The sequence below is a fragment of the Halorubrum californiense DSM 19288 genome (assembly GCF_000336875.1).
Taxonomy (GTDB): domain Archaea; phylum Halobacteriota; class Halobacteria; order Halobacteriales; family Haloferacaceae; genus Halorubrum; species Halorubrum californiense.
This window is the reverse complement of record NZ_AOJK01000072.1, coordinates 13,859-34,284: the sequence shown is the minus strand read 5'-3', so window position 1 is coordinate 34,284 and position 20,426 is coordinate 13,859. Positions and strand designations below refer to the sequence as shown.

General features: G+C 59.0%; 14 protein-coding genes and 1 pseudogene. 7 read left to right on the top strand and 8 right to left on the bottom strand.

The annotated features are described in order from the left end of the window. The first annotated feature begins 12 nt into the window (after positions 1 to 12). The 3 genes from aglG (at position 13) to C463_RS14695 (ending at position 4,325) form a co-directional block, all read left to right on the top strand. Positions 13 to 936 (top strand): glucosyl-dolichyl phosphate glucuronosyltransferase, encoded by a 924-nt coding sequence (aglG, locus tag C463_RS14700; RefSeq protein WP_008445242.1) that lies wholly within the window; start codon positions 13 to 15, stop codon positions 934 to 936. A 1,145-nt stretch (positions 937 to 2,081) separates the two neighbouring features. Next, positions 2,082 to 2,948 carry a glycosyltransferase gene (locus C463_RS18160; RefSeq protein WP_239638924.1) on the top strand — a complete coding sequence of 289 codons (867 nt, stop codon included), beginning with the start codon at positions 2,082 to 2,084 and terminating at the stop codon, positions 2,946 to 2,948. A gap of 21 nt (positions 2,949 to 2,969) precedes the next feature. After that, the gene (locus tag C463_RS14695) at positions 2,970 to 4,325 is read left to right on the top strand and encodes a sulfatase (RefSeq protein WP_049906006.1); all 1,356 of its coding nucleotides are present in this window, start codon (positions 2,970 to 2,972) and stop codon (positions 4,323 to 4,325) included. Positions 4,326 to 4,343: 18 nt separating this feature from the next. Here C463_RS14695 and C463_RS14690 read toward each other — a convergent pair whose 3' ends face one another. Then, positions 4,344 to 5,345, bottom strand: a complete 1,002-nt coding sequence (locus C463_RS14690; protein ID WP_008445228.1) for a glycosyltransferase family 4 protein — start codon at positions 5,343 to 5,345, stop codon at positions 4,344 to 4,346. 450 nt (positions 5,346 to 5,795) lie between these two features. Here C463_RS14690 and C463_RS18155 point away from each other — a divergent pair, with 450 nt between their 5' ends. Further along, entirely contained in the window at positions 5,796 to 7,241 is a 1,446-nt protein-coding gene (locus tag C463_RS18155) for an oligosaccharide flippase family protein (RefSeq protein ID WP_008445227.1), read from the top strand. A 258-nt stretch (positions 7,242 to 7,499) separates the two neighbouring features. Here the strand turns inward: C463_RS18155 and C463_RS14685 are convergent, their stop codons facing one another. After that, complete coding sequence (locus tag C463_RS14685) at positions 7,500 to 8,669, bottom strand: ISH3 family transposase (RefSeq protein ID WP_008445226.1); 1,170 nt, start codon at positions 8,667 to 8,669, stop codon at positions 7,500 to 7,502. 161 nt (positions 8,670 to 8,830) lie between these two features. Here C463_RS14685 and C463_RS18150 point away from each other — a divergent pair, with 161 nt between their 5' ends. Together C463_RS18150 and C463_RS14670 are read left to right on the top strand one after the other, a co-directional pair. Continuing rightward, complete coding sequence (locus tag C463_RS18150) at positions 8,831 to 10,219, top strand: sulfatase-like hydrolase/transferase (protein WP_158294487.1); 1,389 nt, start codon at positions 8,831 to 8,833, stop codon at positions 10,217 to 10,219. 106 nt (positions 10,220 to 10,325) lie between these two features. Then, positions 10,326 to 11,345: a glucosamine inositolphosphorylceramide transferase family protein gene (locus C463_RS14670; RefSeq protein WP_080510866.1), complete on the top strand. Its 1,020-nt coding sequence runs from the start codon at positions 10,326 to 10,328 to the stop codon at positions 11,343 to 11,345. Positions 11,346 to 11,419: 74 nt separating this feature from the next. Here the strand turns inward: C463_RS14670 and C463_RS14665 are convergent, their stop codons facing one another. The 6 genes from C463_RS14665 to C463_RS14640 form a co-directional block, all read right to left on the bottom strand. Next, positions 11,420 to 12,457: an NAD-dependent epimerase/dehydratase family protein gene (locus C463_RS14665; RefSeq protein WP_008445222.1), complete on the bottom strand. Its 1,038-nt coding sequence runs from the start codon at positions 12,455 to 12,457 to the stop codon at positions 11,420 to 11,422. Then, entirely contained in the window at positions 12,454 to 13,443 is a 990-nt protein-coding gene (locus C463_RS14660; protein WP_008445221.1) for an NAD-dependent epimerase/dehydratase family protein, read from the bottom strand. Before C463_RS14660 ends, C463_RS14665 begins: the two co-directional genes overlap by 4 nt. After that, complete coding sequence (locus C463_RS14655; protein ID WP_008445220.1) at positions 13,436 to 14,584, bottom strand: NAD-dependent epimerase/dehydratase family protein; 1,149 nt, start codon at positions 14,582 to 14,584, stop codon at positions 13,436 to 13,438. The genes C463_RS14660 and C463_RS14655 overlap by 8 nt, the downstream gene beginning before the upstream one ends. Before the next feature lie 91 nt (positions 14,585 to 14,675). Further along, on the bottom strand, positions 14,676 to 15,569 hold the full coding sequence (locus tag C463_RS14650; RefSeq protein WP_008445219.1) for a TrmB family transcriptional regulator: 894 nt from the start codon (positions 15,567 to 15,569) through the stop codon (positions 14,676 to 14,678). Positions 15,570 to 16,841: 1,272 nt separating this feature from the next. Beyond that, a complete protein-coding gene (gene glmS, locus C463_RS14645) occupies positions 16,842 to 18,722 on the bottom strand; it encodes a glutamine--fructose-6-phosphate transaminase (isomerizing) (RefSeq protein ID WP_008445217.1) in 1,881 nt (626 codons plus the stop codon). A gap of 2 nt (positions 18,723 to 18,724) precedes the next feature. Then, a complete protein-coding gene (locus C463_RS14640; RefSeq protein WP_008445216.1) occupies positions 18,725 to 19,900 on the bottom strand; it encodes a sugar phosphate nucleotidyltransferase in 1,176 nt (391 codons plus the stop codon). Between the two features lie 92 nt (positions 19,901 to 19,992). Here C463_RS14640 and C463_RS14635 point away from each other — a divergent pair. Further along, positions 19,993 to 20,373 (top strand): annotated as a pseudogene (locus C463_RS14635) (response regulator transcription factor). Positions 20,374 to 20,426 lie beyond the last annotated feature (53 nt).

Genomic DNA, 20,426 nt, shown 5'->3' with positions numbered 1-20,426 from the left:
AAGTCTCTCGGTGTGAAGGTTTCGGTCGTCGTCTGTACGTACACGCTCGACATGTACGAGCACTTCCGCGAGGCCGCCGACAGCGTCCTCGCGCAGACTCATGACGACGTCGAACTCGTCGTGATCGTCGACGGGACGCCGGAAGTGTACGAGCGCGTCGTGGAGGACTACGGCGACCGCGAGGACACAGTGATCGCGTGTAACGACGAGAATCTGGGACTGCTTGCGAGTCGAAACTGCGGTGCGGAGCTGGCCTCCGGCGACGTAGTCGCGTTCATCGACGACGACGCGGTGGCAGACGAAAGGTGGGCCGAACGGTTGATTCGCGCCTACGAAGAGGGGGACGCCATCGCGGCCGGCGGGAAGATGATCCCCGAGTGGGTCGCCGGGAAGCCGTCGTTTCTTCCCGAGGAGTTCTACTGGCTGGTCGGGGTGACGCATCGTGGATTCGCGGACGGCCCGGGCGAAGTGCGGAACACCTTCGGCTCGAATATCTCGTTTCAAGCGGACGTGTTCGCGGAGTTGGGTGGGTTCGACGTCGAGATCGGCGGGCGGAAGGGGGACAAGAACCTCCAAGGTGGGGAGACCGAGTTGTGTGCCCGGATGCGGGAAGAGTACGGGCAAGGCGTGTGGTACGATCCGGAAGCCGAAGTGGCGCACAAGGTGTTCGAGTATCGGACGGAGTTTCGGTGGTTGACCGACCGGGCGTTCTGGCAGGGGTACTCGAAGCGAGCGATGGAGTCGTTCGTCGACGACGAGGGCGGGGAAGAGGGAGCATTTCTCAGGTATCTCACAACGAGTGCGACGCCACATCTACTCAGTCGGTTAATTGCGTCGCCGTCTGTATCTGGCCTACAACGACTCGTTACGCTGTATATTCTCACCGCGTTAGTCGGGTTTGGATACCTTTACGGCGCTCTCGACTACTCGGCATAGCCAAGCATACGAAGTCGTTCTGAAGTCGACTCGTCAATCGTGGTAGATCCGGAAATTGGTGGCTCCGTGGTTATCTCTCTCCTTCGTCCGTTTGTATGCGTGAGCCAAGGTACCTGAGTGAGTGTGGGAATCAAAACCCCGAGCGGGTGTCCGTAGACCCGAATCGGGAAGGGCCACGCGCGTTCGCCCATCGCGTTCCCGTGATCGGAGGTAACCGCAGTCAACCCCCGAAATTCCGAGAGAAGCCGCTTAGCTGCGGGCCACGCGAATCTGAGATTCGATCGGTATGCTTCCCACACCTCCTCGCGTGTCACGATACCCGCATCAAGTAGTTCGAAAGGCGTCCGATTGCGGGTCCTCGCGTCATCGTCTCCCATTGCTTGCTCACGAATGGCGAACGTCTCTCGGTGGCCGAGTTTGACGTCGCCGACGAACGGTGCGTGTGGTTGGAGGAAGTGACTGATAATTCGCTTATTGGGATACTGGTTTGCTATCTCCACTGTCCGCTCAGCCATCGTGTCAGGGTGAACAGTGTGTAGATCATCATCCCACCCATCCTGCCATACGGATTCCACAGCGTGAAAAGTTTCAGGTGGTAAATCAGTATTTACGTACGGATTCCCCGTCACGTACACGATATCGTGGAACTTGTCGTTCGCGAACGTTTCCGAGAGAAATCCAGGGGTTCCCGACTGAACACTCGTTCGTGATCGTAGCTCCCCCTGAAGGGGATCCTCTTGATACAATTCGTGAAATAGATCGTACCGACACGCATCTAAAATAATCATATTATCCCACTCTCGATCAGTGACAGGTTCGCTATCGGGTTTTCTGATCTTTGTGAAGTACTGACTCACCACATGGGTTAAAAAACGCTTTCGCCACCAAGTCCGATCTGTACCGTTTTTCCGAATTTCTCTAAGTGCGTATCGAAGATTCATATCGTCTGTTTCCGACGAGAGAGGTATAAGTGCTTATTAACTCCTGATTCGTAGCGTCGCGTAGAGGCTAGATTTGTGCCGCAACATGAATCTCGCGTCAGGTGGTTTACCCCCGATAAGCCCGATAATATAAGCGTCGGCCGAGAGCGGATCTCGTCTCATCTCCGGTCAGCCGGATTCGACGTACAAACTGTTGCTACGACGTTGGAGACGATTCGAGAGGCGATCACCGAACGTAATGAGTACGATGTCGTTATCGGTACGACTCGTGCCGGCGCGTTCGCCGCGACTTTCGTTGGAAAACTCACCGGAAAACCCGTAATTGGCGATCACGTAGATCCAATCCGACAGTTTCGTGAAACGAACTCGGTAGTTACTGCCATCCCCGTTCAGTTCGTCGAAAACGTCTGCTTCGCTCTTTCGGACTGTGTTATGTACGTGTACGAAGAGGAGCGGTTGCGCGTTGAACGGTATGCGAATGAAGTCAACCCGACAAGTTTGGGAGTCGACTACGATCGGTTTGCCGACCCGGATCCAGATGCGGTTGAATCGGCACGAAACAAGTTATCCACACTTTCGCTCAGGGATAATGTCGCGATATACGTCGGTGGTCTCGAACCAATATATCACGTCACAGATCTGATGGACGCAATGGAATTTCTTTCCGAGTGGTCACTAATTGTGCTCGGTGATGGGAGCTTACGAAACACGGTGAAAGAGAGGGAATTAGAGTGGTCAAACGTACATTACCTCGGCACTGTTCCTCACGAAGAAGTTCCGGGATACCTCGCATCAGCCGATGTCGGGATTTCATTGGTGGATGACCCTCACACGCTCAAAGTATTAGAGTACGGAGCTGCCGGTCTGTCTGTCGTTCAATCAGCCGGTAGATCTGAAGAACGATTCGAGGGGTTGGTGGAGTTCACGCGTCCGGAACCGGGGGCAATCGCACAAGCAATCGAAAACGCAGCGCGAAACAGGTCGGACTCTACGTTGGCGTCGTTCGCGGCGGAGTTCGATTGGGAGAGTGTGGCGTCGGATTACGCGGAAGCGCTCAAAAGCGTCAAATAGTCCGCGGGCCACATTGGCCATATGCGTGACATCGTTCTCGTGACAGTCGATTCGCTCCGTGCGGATCACGTCGGCTGGCACGGATACGATCGAGATACAACCCCGAATCTCGACGAACGTGCCGCCAGCGCCGAAACGTTCCAATCCGCTTTTTCCCATGCCTGCTCTACCCGGCCTTCTTTTCCATCTATCATGACGTCTTCGTATGCGCTTGAGTACGGGGGATTCGAACGGCTCTCCCCGAAACGAACCACAATTGCCGAGATTTTGAAAGCCGCAGGCTACGAGACTGCTGGTTTCCATTCGAATCTCTATCTCTCTGCTGATTTCGGCTACGATAGAGGATTCAATCGGTTTTTTGATTCGAAATCCGATCCGGGGACGATCGCTAAACTCCGGCAAGAAATTAAAACACATCTTGATTCTGATGGCCGTCTCTACGGGTTTCTCCAACAGGCATTCAACGCGACTGAAAAAAGGGCAGGTATTGAACTCGGTTCTGCCTATGTTGACGCTCAGGATATCACCGATCGCGCGCTCTCTTGGGCGTCTTCAACGAATAGCACTCCACGTTTCCTCTGGGTACATTATATGGATGTCCACCATCCTTATGTCCCGCCGTCGGAGCATCAGCGTCGGTTCCGTGATGAACCGGTCAACGACCGTGACGCCGTCCAGCTTCGGAGGAAGATGTTAGAGTCGCCGGAGGAAATAGCTGACACCGAGTTTGAGACCCTCATAGACCTATATGACTCCGAGATTGCCTATGTCGACGCGCAAGTCGAACGGCTGATAGAGACGCTTCAGGCGGAATGGGACAATGACCCTTTAATCGCGTTTACCGCCGATCATGGAGAAGAATTCCTCGATCACGACGGGTTCAGTCACAGTGCCACCTTCCACGACGAAGTCATTCACGTGCCGCTGTTTGTTGAGACTGGAGAAGAGGAAACAGGAGATAACGACAATCTCGTCGGCTTGATGGATCTGGCACCGACTCTCGCCAATAAAGCGGATGTCGATCGACCGGAGACCTATCGGGGTCAACCGCTGAGTCAAGTCGACGACCGATGGAATCGGTCAGAGGTCGTCGCCGAATGGGCCGACACTGACACAGACGATCGCCGGTTTGCTGTTCGGACCACGAACTGGAAGTATATCCGTGAGGAGAATGGCGATGAGCAACTGTACAACCTTACTTCTGATCCGGATGAAATAAACGATATAGCTACTGAAAATCTCGACGTATTATCAGATCTTCGCGAAACGCTAGAGGACCATGTGGCGTTGTTGGACGAAAGCCGCGAGGACCTCGGTGATGTCGAGATGGATGAGGAGGTTCGCCAGCGCCTCCGTGACCTCGGATATCAGGAGTAGCTTAGGTTCGGTCGCTGACTACGTATGGAGTACTCGTTCCCAGACATCGACGTGGTCAGCGGCGCACCCCTCGTTGTACGTTGCCATCTTCTTACGGCTTAGGGTCGCGAGCGACTCGCGGTGGTCATCGTCAGTGAGGAGGCGGTCAAGGGCGTTACGGACGCCGTCGGGCGTCGGTGGACAGATGTCACCGGCGTCACCGACGGCGTCCGGAACGCCCATTGCGTCGCCCCCGATGATGGGGAGTCCGGCGGCCTGTGCTTCCAGTATCACAGTCCCGAAAGAGTCGAGAAAACTCACGTATGCGAATGCGTCGGCACTGGCGAACTCGTCTTCGACGGCGTCGACGAACCCGAGGACGGTCACGCGGTCGGCGTATTCGTAGTCGGCGAGGTACTCGCGGAGCGCGGCCAGATACTGCCCACCGCCGGCGACTCTGTATCTGAGTGTGGGATGCTCTTCGAACAGCGGTTGGAGGGCGCGCAACACCGTCAGGACGCCATCGTACTTCTCTTCATACCGAAGGTTCGTGACGGTGAGGAGGTCGAACGTCTCCCGGTCACTTGTCCGGCCGGAACCATACCGGTCGGTGTCGACGGGCCGGCCAATGACAGAGTACCGGGAAACCGGGTACCGCTCGCGAAACGTCTCGCTAGCCGTGTCGCTGATGAATATCACCTCAGACGCTCGGTGAAGGACGAGACGGGTTCGAGTCCGGATGGTGGCGTCTTTGAGCCAACCGTACTGTCCGTGGGCGTTCGTGTAGTCGGCCCACCCGCGAATCGCGACGACGAGCGGGACGTCGAAGACCACCGACGCACCGGTGGCGAGCATTCCGTTGGCTATCAGTTCGTCCGTCTGAATGAGGTCGTACTCGCGTGCGAGGAGAGCCCGAAGGCGTTCCGGAACGGGGACGCGAGAGACGACATCGACATCATAGGACGGATACTCGACCGAGACGTAGTGGGCCAGCGTTTCTGCGTACGATTCGTTCGTGTGAAGGAGGAGGATCTTGGCCACGTCATCAATACCTCATAGGGTAGGAAATTCCGTTTTAGACTTCAAGATGTCGGTGAAGGACAGTCGAAAGAGGTTTATTCGCAGCTTAGTACCGCCAAGCATATTCCCGATATCACGAAAGCCACGGTACTCCGTTAACGAGATCGCGGCGAACTTGATCGGCCGGCATACAGTGTTGTGACTACCGGCATCACGGTGCTGTCTTTCAACTCTACAACTCTACTGTTCAGGATGAATATAAGATTCTGCTAAATCTGACATTTTCGACGACGACCGCCGAGGGCATTACAATATCCGGTCTGTAAGCCGTGATATGGTTCTCCATCAGCTGTACTGTTCGCCTTCGTCAAAGTGACTGAAATATATTCCCTCTGTCTGATAGTACTACTACAAAGTGAGAATGGATAACAAAAAAGACTTAGGCGGGAACTGTAGAATTTTCTCTTACTTATGAAGCTCGGACAGATTTCCGCTATCTCTTTTATATCACAGGTGATTGGTGCTGTGGTCGGCTTTGTTGCCACTCTGTATGTTGCTCGAACAATCGGGGCGGAGCCTCTCGGAATTTACAATCTTGCACTAGCACTGGTGTCTTGGATCTCGATTGCGGGAACCATCGGCTTCTCGGGGGCAATATCGAAACGGGTTTCTGAAGGGTCAGAGAAGGGTGAATTTGCCGTTGCCGGTGCCACGATAGTCATTTTTCTGTTCATACTATTAGCTGTCGGTTTTCTAATCGCTCGCCCATACCTGAATGACTACGTCGGGTTTCCAACAACTGGATTTCTGATTCTGATTCTCTTTGGTAACTTGGCTTCTGCGACCGTAAACCCATTATTGGTCGGGTTACAACTTGTTCATCTTCGGGACATCTTGAGTACCGTCCGGGTCTTTATCCGAAGTACTCTTCATATCGGCCTCGTTGTAGTCGGTCTGGGAGTGACTGGATTATTTATTGGACACATTGTAGCCTACCTCTTGATCATCAGTATCGGCGGATATGTAGTAGTGCGTAAACTACCGGAGCTATCACGCCCGGAGAAGCAACATTTTAGAAGTTTAAGAGATTTTGCAAAGTACGCGTGGATTGGACGACTTCGAGGACGCATGTTCAATTATACTGACGTCATTGTGCTTGGTTTTTTTGTCCCACAATCTCTTATCGGTATATATTCAGTGGCCTGGAACATCGGGACATTTCTCACAATATTCACTGGATCATTACAATCGACTCTATACCCCGCCTTAAGTAAAATTTCCGCGAAAGACGATGTACAGGCTGTTAAAGATATTGTTGAACAATCACTCACTTATGGGGGCCTATTTCTCATCCCCGGGCTGTTTGGCGGCGAGCTTCTTGGCGAACGTCTCCTCCGGATCTACGGGCCAGAATTCACACAGGGGACAACTATACTCTCTATCCTCATATTGGCAAATGTCGTGATGGGATATCAGTCACAACTTCTCAATACCCTGAATGGAATTGACCGTCCAGATCTCGCATTCCGCGTGAACGGAACTTTCGTCGTTACTAACCTGATCCTGAACGTAATCCTCGTTTATTTGTATGGCTGGCTCGGCGCGGCTGTCGCAACAGCAACTTCGGCATCGATTAGTTTGATTATTGCCTACCGATATGTGACCGCTATTATCAACTTTGATTTCCCGGTAATGGTGATAACAAAGCAGTTTATCGCCGCTGGAATTATGACGGGTTTTATTCACTCATTTCTTTGGGCAGAAAAAATATACGGTGTATTAAATCACAATCTCGTGCTTGTCATAATGTTGGTACCGAGCGGAGCCGGGGTGTACTTTCTTTCTCTGTTATGGATATCTCATGAGTTCAGGGAGACAGTAAGTCAGAACCTGCCCGATAGGGTCCCACTATCGTGATAATTGAGTCATACACCAGATCAACTACTGTCGTGCGATCAGATTTATATTGATATTTTGGCGATGGGCAGCAGAGTTCACACTCAGTACCTCACAAAGCATCGCCAGTTAGCCTGACCTGAGTTACCAATTCTGTTGTGATGAGTCGTTGGTAGTGGTCAAGCAACGGTAATGGAGGGCGGAGCTGTCGCTGTCGGCGGCAGTCAGCCGCCGACGCGACAGCGTTGCCACTCACGAAAAGGCGTACTTGACCGGTGACTACCGGGAGAACCGGTCGTCAGGTGGCCGGTTCGCGGGGACGGCCCGACGCACCGCGAGGGCCGTCCACGCAGCCCGCCGAACCATATTGATGAACTCCTTGTACGGCCACCACCAGAGGCGACGCCCGCCTCGGCGGGGCGTCGCCACGTATTCGTAGTGTAGATACCGCCAGACGTTCTGCAACAGCAGACTCACCACGACGTACAGCAGTCTCACCGTCGCGTCTCGCGTTGTTGTCGTTGCTATCGCTTGCTCGGACAAACGATAGCTCGACTCGATGCCGAAGCGTTTCGAGTAGTGGTATCGTGCGTCGCGTGGAGTCTCGATGAACGGCGCGTCAGCGGCGTAGCCGTGACGCGCCACCCCGTGTTCGTCGTATCGGCCATTCAGGTACGTACAGTCGATGTAGACGGAAAACTCGACGGTCCAGCTGTGACCGTCGAGTTTCCCTGTCAGGTCGTGTTGGATGACGCGACTCCACCCTTCCGAGAGTTCCTGCTGAATCACCTCTCTCCACCGGATGATCGGGATGACGTAGGCGTAGTTGTGCGCTTGTAGCAGCGTGAGACACTTACTGTCGTAGAATCCGCGATCGAGGTAGACGGCCTTGACCTCGGTGTTAAGGCCGTCGAGAACACCAAGGAACTCGGCGAGGGCACTGCTGGCGGTGTCGCCGTCCTCGAGACGGCGCACCGCCAGCGTGTAGCGCTTGTTCTTCACGCGTGCGTAGAGCGTCGCGTAAGCGTGGAACGCGGTGGTTCCCCGCTTAGCCTCCGAATGATAGAGTCCGTCTGTGTCATCTTCGTCACCGTAGTAGGGCCGCAGGTGGAGGTCTGCGCAGACCTCCACCTGCTCGGGGAGCAGTTCGACGATATCCCGCCGAAAGAGTGCGTTAGCGACTCGTTCGAGCCGTTCCGGCTCGAACTTCGTCCGCAGATGGGAGAGGATCGTGTTCGCAGGCGGTGAGTCCTCACTGGAGTCACACAGCGTCGAGATCGAGGTCCCGTCGGCGGTCGCGCCGACGAGGACCTCGTAGATGTCCTGGGCATTGATTTCAGCGTTGTTGGCAAGGTCAAGAGAAACTTCCTCGTCAAGCCGGTTGACGAGGAAGTTAAGGAGTTGGTCCTCGTGGATTTCACTGTCTGCTTGCTGCTGTTTGTTAGGCACATTCGCAGCAAGCAGACGTTCTAACTAACCGGATTTGTGAGGTACTGACACTCGTTTCAGTTTTCATGCTTAACTGAACACGACTTCCCCATCAAAGTCTGCCATTTTTGAGATACCACATCTCGCTACTTATAAATACACACAATATGATAAGTGAACCTATGGAACGCAATGTTATTTTGATCATCCTCGATACTGTTCGAAAAGATTATTTTGATAAGTTTGCTGAACGAATTCAAGACAAGTCACAAACCTCTTTTGAACAGTGTCGGGCAGCCGCGTCATGGAGTACTCCCAGTCACGCAAGTATTCTGACAGGGCAACTCCTCCATCAACACGGGGTTCACTCTGGAAATCAATCATTTGATGAAATTGATGTGGGAGAAACGTTCTTAAATCAACTATCCGACCACGACAAGCTTTGTCTCACAGATCATGGGCTTTTACAACCGGACTACGGATTTGATAAATTCTTTGATCGACACAGAACTACAGGATGGGAACATATCGTGAACAATGCCGATCTGGATGCCGGCGTCGAGAAGTACTTGATTGCACTGAAGGAGACACTCGCGTCGGGCGATCCTTTCACGATGTACAAAAATGTGGAACGTGCACTGTGGAATGATCTTGAGGATCTGATGTTCAAACTCCCTGTCAGTGGGCCACCGGACCAAGGCGCTGCCGAATTGAGTCGGATAGCGAAAGAAGAAACTGGACAGGCCGAGGAGCCATTTTTTATATTTATGAATTTCATGGACGCTCACACGAAACACAGAGTCCACAAGAACCTCGACCACTCGCTTCATTCAGCCCCTGATGATTGGTCAAGTGAATCTCACTATGTGTGGGAAAGCGATGAGTTCGAAGAATCGTACGTGGACCACTACCGAGACCTGTACGGAGCGTCCATCGATTATCTCGATCGGATTGTAGTAGACTTGTACGAGTATGTTAGCAAAGAAACTGATACTGAAACAACCGTATTAATAACGGCCGATCACGGCCATAATTTGGGATACCCTTACGATGAGGATCTCCTGGGTCACATGGGTTCCATGACTGAATCTGTATTACATGTTCCTTTATCAATTATAAATCCCCCTGAAGGGTTCCCGAAAAAGGTGGACAACTACTTTTCACAATTAGAATTGGGTGAATTAATAGTTCAAATCGCCAATAATGAGAGTAGGGTGGATAACCTCACCGGTAGCCCAATTGTAGCCGAACACGAAGGTCTTGTTGGTTATAGAGAGAAAGAAAATAACTTTCCGGGAACAGACGAGGAATTTGAATATTGGAACCGTATGATGAGGGCACACTATGACAACAGAACGAAATATATCTGGGATATTCTTGGGAATATACAGAAATACAAGCTCATGTTCGATGACCCTTGCTATCAAGAATTGGTTGAAGAGCGATCGGGGAACCTGGACGATGAGAGCGAGTTTTTTAATGTGGGAATGGAGGAATATCGTCGACAGTTGAAAACGAGGACTGTAGATAATGCCGTTATGGAGGACTTGGAGGATCTCGGTTACTTATGAGTGGATTCATTTCTGGCACTAATATATCAACTGGTTCCGCTAAATTGATACAGCAGGAAAGCCATCATAATTTGGCGTAGATTTTTATATTACCAGAGGCCACACGGTGAACCAAATTATCAGATCACTCCGGCGATTCGCTCGGGTCTGGATACTCGGTGTTCACCATACTCTCGCCAGCCGGAATCACCGCTCCTTAGAATTCGGAACCACCGATGTGCCAACTGTACTGAACCGGCTAAAGTCCTCTTCACTGCCTGGACCTACCTTCCGCGCCAGCGACGTGACGAACCACGGCGATCTCGGATTCGTCGCTGACCCCTTTCTCCACGTGGAAGACAGGACCATTCACCTCTTTTTTGAAGTGTTCAGCCCACATCGCGATCCGACGGCGGCTATCGGGCACGCTGTCAGCGACGACGAAGGGAAGTCATGGACATACACGGGGCTGGCACTAGATGGCGACCGCCACCTCTCGTTCCCGTACGTCTTCACCACCGCCGACGAAATATACATGCTCCCAGACATCGCGAACTCGGGCGACTACAGAGCTCCAGCCCGGCTCTACCGATCGATAGAGTTTCCGCTCAAGTGGGAACCTGTCGCCGACATTATCACTGGGCCCGACAAGTATCAAGACACAATCGTCTTTCAGTGGAAGTCTCGGTGGTGGGCGATCGCGGGTACCGGCTCAAACGACGAACTCAGCGTCTACTACTCCGAGACGTTGACGGACCCCGATTGGACGCCACATCCAGAGAACCCAGTAGTCACAGACCGTCCAAGTGCTGGACGTCCAGCGGGCCGCCCACTCGTGCGAGAGGACAGCATCATCGCGTTCTTCCAAGATTGTACCACCGAATACGGCGACAAACTGCGGACCTACGAGATTACTTCGTTGGATACGCTGACGTACGAGGATCGACCGCTGTCCGACGACGCGCTGCTAGAAGGAACAGGTGGACTGGGATGGAACTCCGGTCGAATGCATCATCTCGACATTCAGCCAGTCGGTGGGAGAATCTATTGTGCGTACGACGGTGACGTGGGTTTCGGCCGGAACCGGGTCAGCGGGTCGATGTGGAGTATCGGAGTCGGTACAACGGACCCCACGGGTAATAGTTAGTAATTTTCATGTTTTGATATTTAAGCGGACGACTGTCGTCACCGTTGAGGCTGGTTTAATAGTTCCTCGACGGTCTATGAGTCGGGTTTTGGGATCAACAGATGCCGAACTGACCCGTTCACACTCTCATCCAACTTCCATCTGAGCTGCTCTCTCGCCGCCGAGATATTCACCCCGAACTTCTCGACCATCGTTTCCCCGCTCCGCGGGTTCTCAACCAACTCTACGTCCACGTCGATTTCCCGTTCCTCACGCGACACCTCCCGAACAATCTCCGCCACCTCCATCACGCTCATATCCTCCTCACTCGCAATCTCGTACGTCTCGGTCCCAGTCACCCCCCGTTCCAACTGTTCCAGAAGCCGCTCCGCGCTCCGCACGTACGCCCGCGCCACGTCTTTCACATGAACAAAATTCCGCGCCTGCGTCCCGGGCTCGTAGACAGTCAGCGTCTCGCCCGCGAGCGCACGATTCACAAAGAAATTAATCACGGTCGGTTTCCCAACCTCAACCCCATCGACAACGTGTTCGCCGTACAAATTCGACTTCAAGAACAGATGCGCCGGGAACGCGCCGTCCGCGAACGCCTCAATCGACCGTTCCCCGAGCAGTTTCGTCCGCCCGTACCAGTTCAACGGGTCCCGTGGCTGGTCGGCCGTGATCGGGAACTCCTCAGGATCGCCCAGCACGGCCATACTGAACGGGAACGCGAGCGCGGCACCCGTCTTCCGACAGAACCACGCAACGTTGTTCGTCCCGGTGACGTTCACCTCGTACGCCAGGTCGGGGTTCTCGTCGCAGTCGTCGACGCCGCTTATCGCCGCGAGGTGACACACCACGTCCGCACCCGCGAGCGCGTCTTCCAACCGACCGCGATTCCGAATGTCGACGTGGTCGATGTCGACGTCGCCGATCGAATCCACCTGCGCGCGGTACCCGTTGTCGATCGCGATGATCTCCCAGTCGGGGTACGCCTCTTGAAACTCGACGACGACGCGACTCCCGATGTAGCCGCCCGCCCCCGTAACCGCGATCGTCGGCGTCTCGATCGCATCCGTGGCACTCGTCGCTCCGTCCCCCGCAGCCGTCTCGGTCTGTGTCGTGTCCGTCATACACCAATCGCCTCCGTGCCGGTCAGTTCGCTCGCGATGTCGCGGATCCCCTCGCGCAGCGTCCACTCCGTCTCGAAGCCCGTCTCGGCCAAGCGGTCGAAGCTCACGTGATAGGAGGGTCCGGGCTGTTCGTCCTCGAGATACGTCACGTCCAAATCACGATCCAGTTCCTCGCGGACGATCTCCGCGATCTCCGCGATCCGGTAGTTCCCCTCGTTCGAGCTGACGTTGTACACGCGCTGGGGCCACGCGTTGGGATCGAGCGCCGCGTCGAGATACGCCCGCGCCGCGTCGCGCACGTGAATGAACGGCCGCCAGTTCGATCCGTCGCCGTATACCGTCAGCGGGCGGTCCGTCAACCCGCGGAAGACGAAGTGGTTCACCACGAGGTTGAACCGGACGCCGGGCGACCAGCCGTAGTTCGTGCTCATCCGGAGCGCGGTTGCGTCGAAGTCGTACGCGTCGACCGCCTCGTCGAGCAGCCGCTCGCAAGCGACCTTCGACTCTGCGTACGGATTGAGGGGGTTCTGCTCGGTCGTCTCGTCGATGTCGCGGCTCGCCGCCCGCCCGTAGTTGTTACACGAGGAGGCGACGACGACGCTGTCGACGTCGAACTTCCCCGCGGCCGTGAGCACGTTCTCGGTGCCGTCGCGGTTGACTGCGAACGTCTCGTCGCGCCGGTCGTGCGTCGACGCCGCGCCCGTAATCGCCGCCAGATGGATCACGGCATCGACGCCGCGGGTCGCGCTCTCGACGGCGCCGTAGTCGCGCACGTCGCCCCGGCGAAAGTCCAGATCCGGGCCGACACACCCGGCCAGATGTGCGGGCGATCCCGCCGCCAGCGAGTCGAGGACGACGACCTCGCTCACACGGTCTTCGTCGAGCAGCCGCGGGACGAGCGCGCTACCGATGTAGCCGCAGCCGCCGGTGACGAGGACGCGCTGGCCGTCACGGCGCTCACCGTCGTCCTCGCCCGATTCACTCATCGGTCAGCACGCCGGGCAGGAACCGGTCCTCGTGGGCGGCGATCCGGTCTTGTTCCTCGACGAGCGTCCTGAGCACGTCGCGGATCCCGGACTCGAGCTCCTGGCGCTGCCCGCCGACGAGGTCGAGGAACCGCTCGTTCTCCATCTCCATCTTGTGTTCCTCGTCCTCCTCGCGCGGGTTCTCGTAGTGTTTCACCTCGGCGTCGAGGTCGAACTCGGCGCCGACCTCGGCGATCGTCTCGGCTAACTCGACAATCGCGATCGGCCGGGTGACCTGATTGTACACGTCGATCCTGTCGTCGCCGGAGTGGCCCTCTTCGACGAGGCGCACGAGGCTCTCGACGGCGTCCTCGAGGCTCACCATCGGCTTGCGCTGCTCGCCTTTCCCGTACACCGTGATCGGGTACCCCGCCACGGCCTGCGCGCAGAACCGGTTGACGACCGTACCGAAGTAGTAGTCGAAGTCGAACCGCGTCGGGCTCTCGTGGGCACGCGTCTCCGCGGTCTCGGTGCCGTAGACGATGGCGGTCCGGACCTCGCTCATCGGGAAGTCGAATTGCGACTCCGCGAGCCGCATGTTCGCCGCGTCGAACGACTTCGTCTGGTGGTACCAGCTGCCGCCCATCGCCGGGAACGGCACTTCATCGGAGCCGCCCTTTCGGTCGACCTCGAGGCCACCCTCCGGGATCGGGAAGTGCGGCGCGCCGTAGATGCCGGTCGTCGTCGTCTCGATGAAGTGGGTGTCCGACAGACCCGTCTCGTGGAGTCCGTGGAGGAGGTTCAGCGTCATCGAGACGTTGTTGCGCTGGGTGTACAGCGCGCGCTCGCCGTTGATCGACGAATACGGTGCGCTGGGCTGTGCGGCCGCGTGGAGGACGGTGTCGGGCTCGTGGGTGTCCAACAACTGGAGGACGAAGTCCCGGTCAGCGAGGTCCCCCTCAACTAGGCTGAGGTTCTCGACACGCCCGAACCGCTCCTCGGGCGCTTCGATCCGCGTCGCGGAGACGCTCCCCGACTCGGTGACCCAGTCGCGTCGCGAGAAGTCGTCGACGCAGACGATCCGCTCGTCGAGGCGGTCAGCCAGTCGCAGGGCGGTCGGCCAGCCGAGGTAGCCGTCGGCACCGGTGAGTAGTACGGTCATCGTTACTCGGTGGTCGAGTAACTACGAGTAAAGGCTTTGCGGTTGGGTTCGCGCCGGTGATAACGTCACTGCCGACTCCGGTCCGCTCGCGTCACTCCGGAGCAGTATCTCCACTTTGCGGATCGGGGTCCGGGCCCGGGTCCGGGTCGGCGGGGACGCTCTCGTGGCGCCACAGCAGGTCGAAGTACTGCCACATCCCCGCCACGAACGACGGGTTCTCGGTGACGGCAGCCTGGCGGTGGTGGTTCGGCACCTCCTCCTGTTCGACCATCAGCAGCCCCTGGCCCGACTCGTACGAGAGACTCGGGTCGGCGAAGGTGCCACGCCACGGGAGGAGGCGGTCGCTGACGCGCACGGCGATCGACGGGAACTCCGTGGCAAGCAGTTCCCGAATTTCTGCCTGTCGCTCCCGGTTTTCCGGCGACAGCGAGTCAGGGTGCAAGAGGAGGACGTCGACGGCGACGCCGCGGTCGACGGCGTCGCGTATCGCCGGCCGGACGGCCTCGATGTACCCAAAGCTCTTCGAGAGCACGTACACCGCCTCCTCCGCCCCGCGAAACAGCCGGCGCGTTTCGCGCTCGCTCGGTTCGCCGACGTCGACCACGTGAAACAGGTCCTCCGTGGGGCTGAGTTCGTCGACGCCGCGGTCGCGGACCGGCGCGTACTCGTCGACGAACGCTTCCTCGACGGACTCGACGTCCTCGCGGAACCGCTCGTAGGCGTGCCGGCGGTTCTCGACCGCGCGCTCGGAGATCGCCGCAGGGTCGTGTGGCTCGTACTGTTTCGGCCGGCCGGGGATCATCTTCACGTACCCAGCCTCCGAGAGCGCATCGAGCACGCCGTAGATCCGCGCCTTCGGGATCCCGGTCGCCTCGGCGAGATCAGGTGCGGTCGTCCGTCCCAACAACAACAGCTCCTCTAACGCCTCGGCTTCGTACTCCGTCAGATCGAGCAACGAGAAGAGATCCTCGGCGGAATCAGCCATAGATAGTTGTCTTCCGTCGCTCCCTAAGTACGTACTGGTGGGCCGGAAAGGTTATCACGTTGGCGCCCATTCAGTTACTCAGAACATGAGTAACTCGGACGCTGCTGACGACGCACATCTCGCTGACGTCCCGGACGGCGCGGGCTGTACGGAGATCTGGGAACGGCTCTCCGAAGGCCGTGACGACGAGCGGGACGACGATTGACCGCCGCGTCCGTGGCCTGTTTTTAATCGTATCACGACTGGGATAGTACCGTCCACGCCGCTGGGGGGTGTGTCCAGTCGGTTGTCGCCCTGACTGACTCGTGTCGCCGTCCGCTGTGGGGCGCAGCCGATACGTGGTTGTCTGGGTTGGCGGTCAGAACTACGCTGACACAGTTGCTGCGTGTGGCTTCGCGTCAGCGCACAGCCACGGTTATCGTAACTGATCGGGCACCGAGCGGGACGGCCGAATAAGACACTCCGGGTGTGCTTGCTTTCCGCGTCCGGGCAAAGGATCTCCCGTTTGCCACAGGTCGATTATGAGATTTCTCCCGCGAGATCGGCGCTCTGTGTCAAAAACGCGGGGTATACACCCAATTTCCCGCCCGTAACACTCCCCTGTGAAAACTGGTGTAGCGCTGTGGGGACTTTCAGGGCAGCCGCGGGTCCCGTCGCTTGGGTGATCCCCGCAAGGTGGGTTGCCGGACGGTCACTCCCAGATCGCCAGACAGCAGGGTGACTGTGGACCTCGAAAAAGCGATCGCAGTGGGATACCTGGCGGCACTACCGGTCCAAAATATCGACGCACTGATATGGCAAATAAGTCGAAACACCCCCGGTTTTCCCGGGGTGATCTGGCAGTTCGTCTAATCACATACTGACGGAGATGTATTCATAGCCGGGTGTCTCGGTGCTGCGCCGGCCCCATTAGCCGAGGGGATCGGGGAACTCGGGGAGGGCGCCTGTCTGTTGCCGAGTCTATCCAATCAAGGTCACACGGGTTACGTCCGGATTCGGTTGGCCCACCGAGTGACACGCGTTTTGACCCCGGAATACTGCGGCGGGGAAACCACTGTAATAGGGTGGTTCGGGCGTTCTCCTCCAACAAAGCGGTCGGTTACCGTCTAACGTTCTACCGCCCGAGAACTCCCATCCCACCGACCGCCGCTGCTACACCGATTTCGAACGAGGAGCGGCTACGAGATGGTTACCCAACAACGGTCGAATCAACCGCGTGAATGTTGGTTAAACCCTTCTGGTGGGCTGACTCCTTGGGACTCACACCCCGGCTTACTCCACGGTGACGCTCTTCGCCAGGTTCCGCGGCTTGTCGATCGACCGGCCTTTATCATTCGCCACGTGGTACGCGAACAGCTGGAGGTAGACGTTCGCGACGAGCGGTTCGACGACCCCAACGTCTGGAACCGGCAGCGACACGTCCAGCGTGGCGTACTTGTCGCCCGCCGACACACAGCCGATCGCGGGCGCCCCCCGCGTCTGCGCCTCGGTGACGTTGTTCATCGTCTCGTCGGCGCGTCCACCCTCGGTCAGGACGGCCAGCACGGGCGTCTCCGGCGTCACCAGCGCCAGCGGACCGTGCTTCAACTCACCGGCCGCGAACCCCTCGGCGTGGTCGTAGGAGATCTCCTTGAGCTTCAGCGCGCCCTCCAGCGCCACGGGGACGCCGAGCTGCCGCCCGACGAAGAAGAATGCCTCGCTGTCGCCGTACTCGGTCGCGGCCTCGCGCACCGCGTCCTCGTTGTCGAGCACCTGCTGGACCGCGCCGGGCAGGTCACGGAGTCCCTCCAACACGGGGCGCGCGTCCGCGGCGGCCAGCGCGCCGCGCTCGCGGCCGATCGCCACCGCGAGCATCGCGAGGGTCGCCACCTGCGAGGCGAACGTCTTCGTCGCCGCGACGCCGATCTCGGGACCGGCCCGAATGAACGCGGTGTCGTCCACCTCGCGCGTGACGGTGCTACCGAGCGTGTTCGTCACGGCGAACGTCCGCGCCCCGGCCGCGTTCGCGCGGCGGATCGCACCGAGCGTGTCGGCGGTCTCGCCGCTCTGGGTCACCGCGACGACGAGCGTGCGGTCGGCGCTGCGGCCCGCGCCGAACTCGTACTCGCTCGCGGTCTCGACGGTCGCGCGCACGCCGGACAGGTCCTCGAACAGCTGCGCGGCGTAGCGGCCCGCGTAGTTGGAGGTACCGCACGCGACGATCTGGATCTCCTCGAGGTCGGCGAGGAAGCCCGGCGGGAACGAGGTGTCGAGGTCGGCGTCGCCGGCGTCGACGTCGAGCCGTCCCGCGATGGTCTGGCGCAGCGACTCCGGCTGCTCGTGGATCTCTTTCCGCATGTAGTGTTCGTAGCCGCCCTTCTCGGCCGCGTCGGCCTCCCACGTCACCGTCTCCGTCTCGCGGTCGACCAGCTCGCCGTCGGCGTAGACCTCGACGCCCTCGGCCGACAGCGATGCCACGTCGCCGTCTTCGAGGTAGGTCGCGTCCCGGGTGTGTTCGAGGAACGCCGTCACGTCGCTGGCGACGAAGGTGGCGTCCTCGTCATGGCCCAACACGAGGGGGCTGCCCCGACGCGCCACGACGATCCGGTCGTCGTCCTCGCGGACCGCGCAGATCGCGTAGCTCCCCTCCAACCGGCTCTCGACGGCCCGCACCGCGTCGAGGAGGTCGCCCGCGTCGGACGCCGCCGCGAGTTCCTCCTCGATCAGGTGCGGAATGACCTCGGTGTCGGTGTCGCTCGTGAACTCGTGGTCGGACAGCTCCGCCTTGAGCGCCTCGTGGTTCTCGACGATCCCATTGTGGACGACGGCGATGTCGCCGACACAGTCGGTGTGCGGGTGAGCGTTCTCGTCCGTCGGCGGACCGTGCGTGCTCCAGCGCGTGTGTCCGATCCCGAGCGCCGCGTCGGCCACGTCGGGCACGGTGAGGTTGTCGACCTCGCCCGACCGCTTCGCAACGGTGAGCCCGCTCGCCTCGCCGACGAGCGCGACCCCCGCCGAGTCGTAGCCGCGGTACTCTAGATTGTGGAGCCCCTCGTGGACGATGTCGCCCACGCGGGCGAACCCGCCTCCGTCACCCGCGGCGCCGTCGCCCGCCGCCGACTCTCCGTCGGCCGGCGCGATACCTTCCCCGATGTAGCCGCTGATCCCACACATGGTTACCCCCTCCGAACGACCGCGCCCGACTCGACTCGTCCGTCGATCACGACCCCCGCGTCGGCGGTGACGTCGTCGCCGACGATCGCGCCGTCGGCGAGCGTCGCGCCGCTCCCGACGGTGGCGTTGTCGCCGACCACGCCGCCGAGCTCAACGCCGCGGTGGACGGCGTCGCCCACGACCACGGTCGCCGGACCGCCGGCGACCGTCGCGTTCGGACCAATCCGGGCGTTGCCGGCGACGATCGCGTCCCTGACTACCGCCCCGGCGCCGATCACGGCGTCGGGGAAGATCACGGCGTTCTCCACCACCGCGCCCGCCTCGATGGTCGCGTTACTGCCGACAGCGGTGCTGCCGCCGATCGTCACGTTCGGCCCCACGCGGACGTTGCCCGCGAGCGCGGCGTCGTCGGCGACGGTCACGGAGTCGCCAAAGGCGGGACCGTCGGCGTTCGACGCCCCAGAATCACCGATCAGTGCCGCGTTCACGGTCAGGAGGTCCCACAGGTTCGACACGTCGAGCCAGCGGCCGTCGTACCGGACGGCCGACAGCGTCTCGGTCGCGGCGAGATCGTTGAGTGTCGCCGTGATCGCCAGCTCGCCGGCCACGTGCGTCTCGCGGATCGCGTCGAAGACGGCCGGGGAGAAGGCGTAGACGCCGGCGTTGATCTGGTTCGTCTCCACCGTCCCCTCCGGCTTCTCGTCGATGTCGGTCACGCGGTCGCCGTCGAGCGTCACCACGCCGTACTGGCGCGGGTTCGCGGCGGTCGTGACAGTCATCGCGGGGAGGTCGTCGTCGATCGCTCGGTCGCGGACGTGCGAGACGACGGCGGGGTCGACGATCCGATCGCCGTTGAGCACGACGAACGGGCCGTCGACGACCGGCTCGGCTTGTAACACGGCGTGGCCGGTTCCCAGCTGGGTCGACTGCTCGACGTACTCGATCGTCACCCCCCAGTCGTCGCCGTCGCCGAAGTGGTTCCGGATGCGCTCCTGTTCGTAGCCGACGACGAGGACGATCCGGTCGATCGCCGTCGCCGTGATCGCCTCGATCACGTGTTCGAGTAGAGGCCGATTCGCCACCGGCACCATCGGCTTCGGCCGCCGGTTCGTCAGCGGCGCCAGGCGCCGTCCCTCGCCCGCGGCGAGGATCACCGCGGTTACGGAGTCGATTCCCATACGAGAACGGTCTGTCCGCCGCGATTTAAATCGTTCGCGGGACCGAGCGTCGGTGCCGAAAAGTAAAGTAGCCAACCGCACGTACTTCCAATGTGGCTAAATCGGCCGTCATCGCGGACGACGACGAGACGATCCGGTCGATCCTCCAGTAAAAACTGTCGAACGCGGGGTACGACCTGACGGTGTGTCACGACGGCGAGGAGTGCCGGCAGGCGTTAGACGAGGCCGACGCCGCCCCCGACGTGGTCGTCCTCGACGTGATGATGCCGCGGATGAAGGGCACTCAGCTGCTGCGGACGATCCGGCGCGGCGAGCTCGCGGTCGACCCGGAGGTCCCCGTCGTGATGCTCACCTCGCGCGGCCAGGAGGCCGACGTGCTGAAGGGGCTCGACTCCGGCGCCGACGAGTACCTCACGAAGCCGTTCAGTCCGAACGAACTGCTGGTCCGGATCGACCGACTGGTCGAGGCGTAACCGTGACGCTCGCGGCCTCGACCACGGCGGCGTCGGTGTACGGTCCGCTCGCA